This is a genomic window from Rhodoferax sp., assembly GCF_025354435.1.
Classification (GTDB): Bacteria; Pseudomonadota; Gammaproteobacteria; order Burkholderiales; family Burkholderiaceae_C; genus Rhodoferax_B.
The window spans coordinates 1-12,377 of the sequence record NZ_JANXMU010000088.1; the positions used below are offsets into that span (position 1 = coordinate 1).

At 62.6% G+C, this 12,377-nt stretch carries 10 protein-coding genes and 1 pseudogene; 9 read left to right on the plus strand and 2 right to left on the minus strand.

What is annotated here, in order from left to right:
- Positions 1-360, plus strand: a pseudogene (locus tag Q0T48_RS21680) (SAM-dependent methyltransferase); the annotation flags it as partial.
- 7 nt (positions 361-367) lie between these two features.
- On the opposite strand, the gene Q0T48_RS21685 reads toward Q0T48_RS21680, so the two are convergent.
- Positions 368-805, minus strand: a complete 438-nt coding sequence (locus tag Q0T48_RS21685; RefSeq protein WP_295961071.1) for a helix-turn-helix transcriptional regulator — start codon at positions 803-805, stop codon at positions 368-370.
- 76 nt (positions 806-881) lie between these two features.
- On the opposite strand from Q0T48_RS21685, the gene Q0T48_RS21690 reads away from it, so the two are divergent.
- Complete coding sequence (locus Q0T48_RS21690; protein ID WP_295961074.1) at positions 882-1,874, plus strand: aldo/keto reductase family oxidoreductase; 993 nt, start codon at positions 882-884, stop codon at positions 1,872-1,874.
- A gap of 9 nt (positions 1,875-1,883) precedes the next feature.
- Positions 1,884-2,279: a heme-binding protein gene (locus Q0T48_RS21695; protein ID WP_295961077.1), complete on the plus strand. Its 396-nt coding sequence runs from the start codon at positions 1,884-1,886 to the stop codon at positions 2,277-2,279.
- Positions 2,280-2,321: 42 nt separating this feature from the next.
- Here Q0T48_RS21695 and Q0T48_RS21700 read toward each other — a convergent pair whose 3' ends face one another.
- A complete protein-coding gene (locus Q0T48_RS21700) occupies positions 2,322-2,684 on the minus strand; it encodes a hypothetical protein (RefSeq protein ID WP_295961079.1) in 363 nt (120 codons plus the stop codon).
- Positions 2,685-2,832: 148 nt separating this feature from the next.
- On the opposite strand from Q0T48_RS21700, the gene Q0T48_RS21705 reads away from it, so the two are divergent.
- The 6 genes from Q0T48_RS21705 to mlaD all read left to right on the plus strand — a co-directional run bounded on the left by Q0T48_RS21705 (position 2,833) and on the right by mlaD (position 12,365).
- A complete protein-coding gene (locus Q0T48_RS21705; RefSeq protein ID WP_295961083.1) occupies positions 2,833-3,531 on the plus strand; it encodes a transposase in 699 nt (232 codons plus the stop codon).
- Positions 3,532-3,712: 181 nt separating this feature from the next.
- On the plus strand, positions 3,713-8,443 hold the full coding sequence (locus Q0T48_RS21710) for a glutamate synthase-related protein (protein WP_295961086.1): 4,731 nt from the start codon (positions 3,713-3,715) through the stop codon (positions 8,441-8,443).
- A 34-nt stretch (positions 8,444-8,477) separates the two neighbouring features.
- Entirely contained in the window at positions 8,478-9,956 is a 1,479-nt protein-coding gene (locus tag Q0T48_RS21715; protein WP_295961090.1) for a glutamate synthase subunit beta, read from the plus strand.
- 297 nt (positions 9,957-10,253) lie between these two features.
- On the plus strand, positions 10,254-11,084 hold the full coding sequence (locus Q0T48_RS21720; RefSeq protein WP_295961094.1) for an ABC transporter ATP-binding protein: 831 nt from the start codon (positions 10,254-10,256) through the stop codon (positions 11,082-11,084).
- Positions 11,081-11,863 carry a lipid asymmetry maintenance ABC transporter permease subunit MlaE gene (mlaE, locus tag Q0T48_RS21725; RefSeq protein ID WP_295961097.1) on the plus strand — a complete coding sequence of 261 codons (783 nt, stop codon included), beginning with the start codon at positions 11,081-11,083 and terminating at the stop codon, positions 11,861-11,863. The genes Q0T48_RS21720 and mlaE overlap by 4 nt, the downstream gene beginning before the upstream one ends.
- 10 nt (positions 11,864-11,873) lie before the next feature.
- Positions 11,874-12,365 (plus strand): outer membrane lipid asymmetry maintenance protein MlaD, encoded by a 492-nt coding sequence (mlaD, locus tag Q0T48_RS21730; protein ID WP_295961098.1) that lies wholly within the window; start codon positions 11,874-11,876, stop codon positions 12,363-12,365.
- Positions 12,366-12,377: the final 12 nt, after the last annotated feature.

Genomic DNA, 12,377 nt, shown 5'->3' on the forward strand with positions numbered 1-12,377 from the left:
GCCATGGTGCTGGTACCCTGCTGCCAGGCCGAGGTGGCGGCCTGCCTGCGCCAGAACAAGGCCTTGAACGGCAGCAAAACCCCGCTGTCCGAACTCTGGCGGCACCCGCTGCACACCCGCGAAATGGGCAGCCAGATCACCAATGTGCTGCGCTGCCTGTACCTGGAAGCCTGGGGCTACCAGGTCACCGTGACCGAGCTGGTCGGCTGGGAACACAGCATGAAAAACGAGCTGATCATCGCCCAGCACACCGGCCACAAGAAGCGCGCTGCGGCCGAACGCCTGACGGCCCTGCTGGCCGAGTTTGGCCTGTCGGCCCTGCTGGCGACGCGTTTCAAGTTGCCCGACGCATCGGTGTGATGGTCTGCTAACTACAGAGCCCCATCAAATAGCGTGAGAAATCGCGCGCGGCCACCGCATCAAAGCTGCCGTCCGCGCGCTTGGTGGCGCGCAGGTACTGGTACACCGCGATCAGCAGCTTCAGCGCTTTTTCGTTCGATAGCTGCACTTCGGCCGTGTCCAGCTGTTCAAGCGCCAAGGCCAGGGCCAGTTCCACAGCGGCCATATCCACCACCTCGGCCTGGCGGTACTGGTAACCCTGGCCCGTAGCCAGCCATTCCAGCGAGCAATTGGCGCTGCGCGCAATCTGGTTCGCGCGCGACAGCGTGGGCTCGCTGCCCGCCAGGTATTTGCGCACCATGGCCTCGCTGATGCCCACACGCCGCGAGAACGCCGATACGGACTCGCGGCCAATCAATGTACGCAGGCGGTCGGAGAACAGGGTGGACTCAGTTGTATCGGACATAGGGAAAGTGACAGTACAATTGTTTTGAAATTCGTACTATTATGCGAATTCCATATTTTTATCGAGGTACCCGAGTATGCCTGCTGCCACCATCCCTATCCCCGCCGTGCCTTTGCAGCGCTTTTTGCCGCAGGCCAGCCCGCTGGTGCTGGGCTGCATGGGCCTGGGCGGCGGCTGGGATGCGCGGCCACTGTCTGAATCCGACGTGGACAAGGCCCAGGCCGCCACCGAAGCCGCGCTGGCAGCGGGCATCACCCTGTTTGACCACGCCAACATCTACACGCTGGGCAAGGCCGAAGAGAGTTTTGGCCGCCTGTTCCAGCGCCAGCCTTCGCTGCGGCAAAGCCTGCTGCTGCAGTCCAAATGCGGCATCCGGTTTGCCGATGCGCAAGGACCCAAGCGCTACGACCTGTCGGCCCAGCATATTGTGGAGAGTGTGGACGCGATCCTGGGCAGGCTAGAGACCGACTACCTGGACGTGCTGATTCTGCACCGTCCCGACCCGCTCATGCAGCCCGCCGAAGTGGCCCAGGCCTGGCAGCAGATCAAGGCCGCAGGCAAGGCGCGCTTTTTGGGTGTGTCGAACATGCATGCTGCGCAGATGGGCTGGTTGCAGCAGGCGCTGGACGAGCCGTTGGTGGTGAACCAGCTGGAGATGAGCCTGCTCAAGCGCGACTGGCTGGAGGCTGCCACCGGCTTCAACGACCCGCAAGGCGCATCCTATCTGGCGTGGGACGGCACCTTGGAGTATGCGCAGCAGCACGGCCTGCAGCTGCAGGCCTGGGGGGCCTTGGCACGAGGCTGGTTCAGCGGTGCCGCGCCTGTCGATGCGCCACCCGCCGTGCGTCGCGCGGCAGAGTACGTGCAGCAACTGGCGCAAGTCCATGGCGTGGCCGCCGAGGCGGTTGTGCTGGCCTGGCTGATGCGGCACCCGGCGCGCATCCAGCCCGTGGTGGGTACCACCGACCCGCAACGCATCCGTGCCTGCGCGCAGGCCACGCAGGTGGCGCTCAGCCGGGGCGAGTGGTACCAACTCTATGAGGCCGCCCGGGGCCGCGAACTTCCCTGAAAGCACGCCATGTTGACCTCAGAAAACGCCTTGCGCGCCCTTCAGCTGACGGTTGCCGAACAGGCCATCAAGGAACAGCCCGTATCGATCGCCATCAGCGACAGCCACGGCGAGCTTCTGGCATTCGTCCGCATGGACGGTGCCAGCCTGCACAGCGGTGTGGTGGCCCAGAACAAGGCCTATACCGCCGCGCGTGACCGCCAAGCTACGGCGGACCTGGGCGCCTGGAGCCGCAGTTCCGGGCGCAGCATGGGCTACTGGTCCGACCCGCGCTTTACCGGCTTTGGCGGCGGACTACCCCTGCGTGCCAATGGCGAGGTCGTGGGTGCGGTAGGGGTCAGCGCCTTGAGCGAAGACGAGGATGTGCTGGTTGCCCAGGCCCTCATCGCACGTTGGTTGCCATGACCTTGCGTTTGCCCGGGCCGTCCGCCCTGGGCCTAGGCCGCACTAGCGGTGCTGGGCCCAGAAGCCGCCGCGCAATTGCCAACCATGGCCACTAGGCACCCACTGGTGGGGGGTCCACTGGTAGCCAGGGCGGTGCGCTTCCCAATGGCCGGGGTGCCACACATGCCGTCCGCCTTCCCAGAACCAGGCACCCGACAGCCAGAAATAGCCTGCCGGTGCCACGCCAATTACTTCCACCTGCGGCGGTGGCGGTGCTACATCGGCGTAAATAATTTCGGTTTGCACCTGCGGTGCGGGTGCTGTGCGGTACACCACCTGCTGGCGGGGCGGTGCAACTACGCAGCCTGACAGCGCAACAGCGCCTAAAAGGGCTGCCAGTGCGGCAGTAGTAGGGCGAAAAGCCATGGATGTCTCCCAAGTGGAATCGTTAAATGTCTCTTACCCATAACCCACTGCACGCTCCACCGGGTGACATCGCCCCCGTAACGTTGCGTAAAGAAAAATAGGGGTCAGAACCCGATTAATATCGCGTATCCACTCTCCCATTGCGCACATGGCTCGCCTCCCCCGACTCACCGTCCCCGGCTACCCCCACCACGTGATCCAGTGTGGCAACAACCGCCAGCCCATCTTTGCCAGCCCGGGCGACTACGCGCTGCTGCTGGGCCTGCTGACCGAAAACGCCAAGAAGTTTGGCGTGCAAGTCCATGGGTATGTGCTGATGCCCAACCATTTCCACCTGCTGGCTACGCCCGCCACGGCCGAGGGCCTGCCGCAAATGATGCAGGCGGTGGGCCGCAGCTATGTGCGCTACTTCAATGACGCGCAAGGCCGCAGCGGCACCCTGTGGGAGGGGCGTTACAAATCGACCCTGGTGCAAACCGACCGCTACCTGCTGGCCTGCATGGCCTACATCGACCTGAACCCGGTGCGAGCCGGGATGGTGGCCGACCCGCGCGACTACGCCTGGTCCAGCTATTGCCATCACATTGGCCAACGGGCCGACAAACTGGTCACGCCGCACCCGCTGTGGTGGGCGCTGGGCAATACGCCGTTTGCACGCGAGGTGGCTTACGCCAAATTGGTGCACGCAGGCATCACCGCGGAGCAACAGCAGCAACTGACCCAGTCGGCTCTGAGTGGCTGGGCTTTGGGCGACGCGGGTTTTGTGGCGGATTTACAAAAGCGCACCGAGCGCCGGGTGGTCAAGGCCGCCGCAGGCCGCCCATTCTTGCAAAAAAAATCAGAGTAAAAAGTGATTTTTATGTATATACAGTCTTCACAAGTAGCTCTTATTTTTGATGTGTCCCTATTTAATTACTTGATAATTTAGTCAAGAATTAATTAGAATCTGACCCCTATTATTCTGCTTGGCATTGTTGTTGCTGTGATTTATGCTTCGATCCCCCGCGAAACACTATTAGGAGAGCGCCATGACAACGGCTGCCGAGATCCAGTATCTCAAAGACCACGGTTTGTATTCCTCCAGCAACGAGCATGACGCTTGCGGTCTGGGTTTTGTAGCCCATATCAAAGGCGAAAAACGCCACGATATCGTCACCCAGGCGCTAAAAATCCTGGAGAACATCGACCACCGGGGTGCCGTGGGTGCCGACCCGCTGATGGGCGATGGCGCGGGCATTCTGATCCAGATCCCCGACGCGCTCTACCGCGAAGAAATGGCCAAGCAGGGTGTGACCCTGCCCGCCGCCGGTGAATACGGCGTGGGCATGATCTTCCTACCCAAAGAGCACGCCTCCCGCCAGGCCTGCGAGCAGGAAATGGAGCGCGCCATCAAGGCCGAAGGCCAGGTGTTCCTCGGCTGGCGTGACGTGCCGGTGGACAAAGACATGCCCATGTCGCCCACGGTGCGCAAGACCGAGCCGCTGCTCAAGCAAATCTTCATTGGCCGCGGCGACGATGTCATCGTGCAAGACGCGCTGGAGCGCAAGCTGTACGTGATCCGCAAGACCGCCAGCGCCAACATCCAGAACCTGAAGCTCAAGCACAGCAAAGAGTATTACGTGCCCAGCATGTCTAGCCGCACGGTCATCTACAAGGGCTTGCTGCTGGCCGACCAGGTCGGCGTGTATTACAAGGATTTGTCCGACGAGCGTTGCGTCTCGGCCATTGGCCTGGTGCACCAGCGCTTCTCTACCAACACCTTCCCCGAGTGGCCGCTGGCCCACCCGTACCGCTATGTGGCGCACAACGGTGAAATCAACACCGTCAAGGGCAACTACAACTGGATGAAGGCCCGCGAAGGCGTGATGGCCAGTCCGGTGCTGGCCGCCGACCTTGGCAAGCTGTACCCGATCAGCTTCCCCGGCCAGTCCGATACCGCCACCTTCGATAACTGCCTTGAGCTGCTGACCATGGCCGGCTACCCCATCAGCCAGGCTGTGATGATGATGATCCCCGAGCCGTGGGAACAGCACACGCAGATGGACGAGCGCCGCCGCGCCTTCTACGAATACCACGCCGCCATGATGGAACCCTGGGACGGCCCGGCCTCCATCGTGTTCACTGACGGCCGCCAGATCGGCGCCACGCTGGACCGCAACGGCCTGCGTCCCTCGCGCTACTGCGTCACCGACGACGACCTGGTCATCATGGCCTCGGAGTCCGGCGTGCTGCCGGTACCCGAGAACAAGATCGTCCGTAAATGGCGTCTGCAGCCCGGCAAGATGTTCCTGATCGACCTGGAACAAGGCCGCATGATCGACGACGACGAGCTCAAGGCCAACATCGTCAACACCAAGCCCTACAAGCAGTGGATCGACAACCTGCGCATCAAGCTCGACAGCGTGCCCGCCGACGCGGCCGCCGCCACCGTCAGCAGCACCGCCTTGCTCGACCGCCAGCAGGCCTTTGGCTACACGCAAGAAGACATCAAGTTCCTGCTCTCGCCCATGGCCCAGGCCGGGGAAGAGGGCATTGGCTCGATGGGCAACGACAGCCCCTTGGCCGTGCTCAGCGACAAGAACAAGCCGCTGTACAACTACTTCCGCCAGATGTTCGCCCAGGTGACGAACCCGCCGATCGACCCGATCCGCGAAGCCATCGTCATGTCGCTGGTGTCCTTCATCGGCCCCAAGCCGAATCTGCTGGACATCAACCAGGTGAACCCGCCGATGCGCCTGGAAGTGGCGCAGCCAATTCTGGACTTTGCCGACATGGCCAAGCTGCGCGACATCGAGCGCCACACGCATGGCAAGTTCCGCAGCCACACGCTGGACATCACCTACCCCGCCGCCTGGGGTCGCGAGGGCGTGGAAGCCAAGCTGGCCTCGCTGTGTGCCGAAGCCGTGGACGCGATCAAGGGCGGTAAAAACATCCTGATCGTCAGCGACCGCAACGTCAGCGCCACGCAAATCGCCATTCCCGCCCTGCTGGCCAGCAGCGCCCTGCACCAGCACCTGGTGACCATGGGCCTGCGCACCACCACCGGCCTGGTGGTGGAAACCGGCACCGCCCGCGAAGTGCACCACTTTGGCGTGCTGGCAGGCTACGGTGCCGAAGCCATCCACCCCTACCTGGCGATGGAAACCCTGGCCGACCTGCACAAGGACCTGTCCGGTGCGCTGTCGCCCGACAAAGCCATCTACAACTACGTCAAGGCCATCGGCAAGGGCCTGTCGAAGATCATGTCCAAGATGGGCGTGTCCACCTACATGAGCTACTGCGGTGCGCAGCTGTTCGAGGTGATTGGCCTGAACCAGGAAACCGTGTCCAAGTACTTCACCGGCACCTCCAGCCGCGTGGAAGGCATTGGCGTGTTCGAGATTGCCGAAGAAGCCCTGCGCATGCACAAGGCCGCCTTTGGCGACGATCCGGTGCTGGCCACCATGCTCGACGCAGGCGGTGAATACGCCTGGCGCGTGCGCGGTGAAGAGCATATGTGGACCCCGGATGCCATTGCCAAGCTGCAGCACAGCACCCGCGCCAACAACTGGAACACCTACAAGGAATACGCCCAGCTCATCAACGACCAAAGCCGTCGCCACATGACCCTGCGCGGCCTGTTCGAGTTCAAGATCGACCCGGCCAAGGCCATTCCGGTGGAAGAAGTCGAGTCGGCGAAAGAAATCGTCAAGCGCTTCGCCACCGGCGCCATGTCCATGGGCTCGATCTCCACCGAAGCCCACACCACCCTGGCCGTGGCCATGAACCGCATTGGCGGCAAGAGCAACACCGGCGAAGGCGGTGAAGATTCCAACCGCTACCGCCAGGAACTCAAGGGCATCCCGATCAAGCAAGGCCAAACCCTGCGCGAGATCATTGGCCCTGAAGTCGTAGAAACCGTGAACTACCCGCTGCAAGACGGCGACTCGCTGCGCAGCCGCATCAAGCAGGTGGCCTCGGGCCGCTTTGGTGTCACCGCCGAATACCTGGTCTCCAGCGACCAGATTCAGATCAAGATGGCCCAGGGTGCCAAGCCGGGTGAGGGTGGTCAACTGCCCGGTGGCAAGGTCTCCGAGTACATCGGCAAGCTGCGCCACTCGGTGCCGGGCGTAGGCTTGATTTCGCCCCCGCCGCACCACGACATCTATTCGATCGAAGATCTGGCCCAGCTGATCCACGACCTGAAGAACGTGGCACCGCATGCCAGCATCAGTACCAAGCTGGTGTCGGAAGTGGGCGTGGGCACCATCGCTGCGGGCGTGACCAAGTGCAAGAGCGACCACATCGTGATCGCCGGGCACGACGGCGGCACCGGTGCATCGCCCTGGTCCTCCATCAAGCATGCCGGTGGTCCGTGGGAAATCGGTCTGGCCGAAACCCAGCAAACCCTGGTGCTGAACCGCCTGCGCGGCCGTGTGCGGGTGCAGGCCGACGGCAAGATGAAGACCGGCCGCGACGTCGCCATCGGCGCGCTGCTGGGTGCGGATGAATTCGGCTTTGCCACCGCCCCGCTGGTGGTCGAGGGCTGCATCATGATGCGCAAGTGCCACCTGAATACCTGCCCCGTGGGTGTGGCCACGCAAGACCCGGTCTTGCGCAAGAAATTCCAGGGCAAGCCCGAACACGTGGTCAACTTCTTCTTCTTCATTGCCGAAGAAGTGCGCCAGATCATGGCCCAGCTGGGCATCCGCAAGTTCGACGACCTGATTGGCCGCGCCGACCTGCTCGACACCCGCAAAGGCATCGCCCACTGGAAGGCCAGCGGCCTGGACTTCAACCGCCTGTTCGCCCAGCCCAATGTGCCTGCCGACGTGCCGCGCTACCACGTGCAAAACCAAGAGCACGGCCTGGAAAAATCGCTGGACAACGTGCTGATCGAGAAATCGCAGCCCGCTATCCTGCGCGGCGAGAAGGTCAAGTTCATGGAAGTGGCGCGCAACGTCAACCGTTCGCTGGGGGCCATGCTCTCCGGTGCGCTGACCAAGGTGCGCCCTGAAGGTCTGCCCGACGACACCATCCGCATCCAGCTCGAAGGCACGGGCGGCCAGTCGTTTGGCGCTTTCCTGGCCAACGGCATCACGCTGTACCTGATTGGCGATGCGAATGACTACACCGGCAAGGGCTTGAGTGGTGGCCGTATCGTGGTGCGTCCCAGCATCGACTTCCGGGGCGTGGCCACGCAGAACACCATCGTCGGCAACACGGTGATGTACGGCGCGACCAGCGGCGAATCCTTCTTCAGCGGCGTGGCTGGGGAGCGCTTTGCGGTGCGTCTGTCGGGTGCCACCACGGTGGTGGAAGGCACGGGCGATCACGGTTGCGAGTACATGACCGGCGGCACAGCACTGATCCTGGGCAAAACCGGGCGCAACTTTGCGGCCGGCATGAGCGGCGGCATCGCCTATGTCTATGACGAAGACGGCCAGTTCTCCAAGCGCTGCAACATGGCCATGGTGTCGCTGGAACGCGTGCTGCTCTCGGGCGAGCAACAAGGCCTGGGTGTGGCCGACCAATGGCACAACGGCCTGACCGACGAAGCCCAGCTCAAGAAGCTGCTGGAAGACCACAACCGATGGACCGGCAGCAAGCGTGCCCGTGACCTGCTCGACACCTGGGCCGAGGCCCGTGGCAAGTTCGTCAAGGTGTTCCCGCTGGAGTACCAACGTGCCCTAGGTGAAATGCATGCGCGAAAAGTGGCTCTAGCACAGGCGGAGTCTACACAGGCAGCTATTAAAAATGAAGCAGTGCCTGCCAAGTAAGCGCACCGTCTCCACGTAAATACAGGATTCAATCATGGGTAAAGTCACAGGCTTCATGGAATACGGGCGGCTGGAAGAGGGTTACAAACCCGCCGCCGAGCGCGTTAAGCACTACAAAGAATTCGTCGTCGGCCTCGACGAATCGCAGGCCAAAGTCCAGGGCGCGCGCTGCATGGACTGCGGCATTCCGTTCTGCAACAACGGTTGCCCGGTCAACAACATCATTCCGGACTTCAACGATCTGGTGTACCGCGGCGACTGGCAGAACGCCATCGAGGTGCTGCACAGCACCAACAACTTCCCCGAGTTCACCGGCCGCATCTGCCCCGCACCCTGCGAGGCGGCCTGCACGCTGAACGTGAACGACCTGCCGGTGGGCATCAAGTCCATCGAGCACGCCATCATTAACCGCGCCTGGGACGAGGGCTGGGTCCAGCCCCGCGTGTCCAAGCACAAGACCGGCAAAAAAGTGGCCGTGGTTGGCTCCGGCCCCGCAGGCATGGCGGCGGCCCAGCAACTGGCGCGCGTGGGCCACGACGTGACCCTGTTCGAAAAGAACGACCGTGTCGGCGGCCTGCTGCGCTACGGCATCCCCGACTTCAAGATGGAAAAAACCCACATCGACCGCCGTGTCGAACAGATGCAGGCCGAGGGCGTGACCTTCCGCACCGGCGTGATGGTCGGCGCGGCCAAAGACCCGCTGGGCAAGGGCTCCAAGGTCACCAATTGGGCCAAGGAAACCATCACCCCCGAGCAGCTGCAAAAAGACTTTGACGCGGTGGTCCTCACCGGCGGTGCCGAGCAATCGCGCGACCTGCCCGTGCCCGGCCGCGAGCTGGATGGCATCCATTTCGCGATGGAATTCCTGCCCCAGCAAAACAAGGTCAATGCGGGCGACAAGGTCAAAGCCCAGTTGCGCGCCGATGGCAAGAACGTCATCGTGATTGGCGGTGGCGATACCGGCAGCGACTGCGTGGGCACCAGCAACCGCCACGGCGCGGTCAGCGTGACCCAGTTCGAAGTCATGCCCCAGCCCCCCGAGGAAGAAAACCGCCCCATGACCTGGCCCTACTGGCCGATCAAGCTGCGCACCAGCTCCAGTCACGTCGAAGGTTGCGAGCGCGAGTTCGCCATCTCCACCAAGGAGTTCATCGGCGAAAAAGGCAAGGTCACCGGCCTGAAGACGGTGCGCGTCGAGTTCAAGGACGGCAAGCTGGTGGAAATCCCCGGCACCGAAGTCGTCATGAAGGCCGACCTGGTGCTGCTGGCCATGGGCTTCGTCAGCCCCGTGGCCAATGTGCTGGATGCCTTTGGTATCGACAAGGATGCCCGTGGCAACGCCAAGGCGCACACCGAGTTCAGCGGCGGCTACGCCACCAACGTGCCCAAGGTGTTTGCCGCAGGCGACATCCGCCGCGGCCAGAGCCTGGTGGTGTGGGCGATCCGCGAAGGCCGCCAAGCCGCGCGGGCGGTGGATGAATTCCTGATGGGTTTCAGCGACCTTCCTAGATAGACCCCCAGGCTGCAGAGCTTCGCTTCTTTCGCCAACCCCCTTGCAGGGGGCAACAGCAGCAGCCCGGCGGAGCCGGTTCTGCGCTGTTCTGGAAGGGGTGGCGTTGCGGTGGTTTTATGTGTTTTAGGGTGCTAGCGCATATGATGATTGCGTAAGCAGCTCCTGAATCCATAGCATGGGGTGGAAACTCTAATACATACATCCAGGTATGTTTGTATTTTGCGACACTGCCAGGCTGACTATGGGGACTATCCCTTATCATGCAAAAGCCGGAAGTGTTCCGGCTTTTGTTTTTTTATGACCTCCACCGCTTCTGACAACCTTGTTGACATCCGCCAGCTCACCTTCGGGTACGGAGATCGTCCGGTGCTGGACGGCATTACGCTGAGCATTCCGCGCGGCAAGGTCACGGCCCTGATGGGGGCTTCAGGGGGCGGAAAAACCACGGTGCTGCGCCTGATTGGCGGGCAAATCACAGCGCAAAAAGGCGAGTTGCTGCTCGGCGGCCAGAATGTTGCCCAGTTCGACCAGGCCGGTTGGTACGCCGCGCGCCGTCGCATGGGCATGTTGTTCCAGTTTGGGGCTTTGTTTACCGACATGTCGGTGTTCGACAACGTGGCGTTTCCGCTGCGCGAGCACACCGATCTGTCCGAGGCGCTGGTGCGCGACATCGTGCTGATGAAGCTGTGCGCGGTGGGCCTGCGCGGTGCACGCGACCTGATGCCTAGCGAAGTCTCGGGTGGCATGGCCCGGCGCGTGGCCCTGGCTCGCGCCATGGCGCTGGACCCCGAGTTGCTGATGTACGACGAACCCTTTGCCGGGCTGGACCCGATCTCACTGGGCACGGCGGCTCGGCTGATCCGCGACCTGAACGACACCATGGGCTTGACCAGCGTGGTGGTGTCGCATGATCTGGACGAAACCTTCCATATTGCCGACAAGGTGGTGATTTTGGCCAACGGCAAAATCGTCGCCCAGGGCACACCCGACGAGGTGCGCAACAGCACCGACCCGCTGGTGCACCAGTTCATCCACGCGCTGCCCGATGGCCCGGTGCGCTTCCATTACCCCGGCCCCACGGTGGAGCAGGATTTTGGCGTAGCTTCACAGGCAGGAGCCCCGCGATGACCTGGTACAAACCGTCCGACGTAGGCTTTGCGGTGCGTAGCAAGCTGGCCGACATCGGCAACGCTACGCGCCTGTTTGTGCGCCTGGTGGCCTTGTTGGGGCCGACGCTGAAGCGCTTTGGCCTGGTGCGCGACCAGATCCATTTCTTGGGCAATTATTCGCTGGCGTTGATTAGCGTGTCGGGCCTGTTCGTCGGCTTTGTGCTGGGCTTGCAGGGCTACTACACGCTACAACGCTACGGCTCCAGCGAGGCCTTGGGCCTGCTGGTGGCCCTGAGTCTGGTGCGCGAGCTGGGTCCGGTGGTCACGGCCCTGCTGTTTGCCGGGCGCGCGGGCACCTCGCTCACGGCGGGTATCGGTTTGATGAAGGCGGGCGAGCAGCTCAGCGCCATGGAGTTGATGGCCGTGGACCCGGTGCGGCGCATCCTGGCTCCGCGCTTTTGGGCCGGTGTGATCACCTTGCCCTTGCTGGCGGCGCTGTTCAGTGCGGTGGGTATCGTCGGCGGCTGGGTGGTCGGCGTGCTGATGATCGGCGTGGATTCGGGCGCGTTCTGGAGCCAGATGCAGGGCGGCGTGGACGTGTGGCGCGACGTGGGCAACGGGGTCATCAAAAGCGTCGTGTTTGGTTTTACGGTGAGTTTTGTGGCCCTGCTGCAAGGCTATGAGGCCCAGCCCACGCCCGAAGGCGTGTCGCGGGCGACAACGCGCACGGTGGTGGTGGCTTCGCTGGCGGTGCTGGCGCTCGATTTCCTGCTGACCGCCACCATGTTCACAATCTAAGGTACGGTTTATGCAACGCTCTAAAAATGATGTCTGGGTGGGTTTGTTTGTGCTGCTGGGGGCGGCAGCGCTGCTGTTTCTGGCGCTGCAGTCGGCCAATCTGCTGTCGCTGAACTTCCAGACCGGCTATAGCGTGTCGGCCAAGTTTGACAATATCGGTGGCCTCAAGCCCAAGGCAGCGGTGAAGAGCGCCGGGGTGGTGGTGGGCCGGGTGGACAGCATCACTTTTGATGACAAAAGCTTCCAGGCCCGGGTGGCGTTGTCCATGGACCCGCGCTACGCTTTCCCCAAAGACAGTTCGCTGAAGATTCTGACCAGCGGCCTGCTGGGTGAGCAGTATGTGGGCATCGAAGCTGGTGCCGACGCGAAGAATCTGGTGGCGGGCGACACGATTTCGGCCACGCAGTCGGCGGTGGTGCTAGAGAACCTGATCAGCCAGTTTTTATACAGCAAGGCCGCCGATGGCCCGGACACCCCCGCTGCATCTCCAGCTAAAAAATGACAATGGAGACCG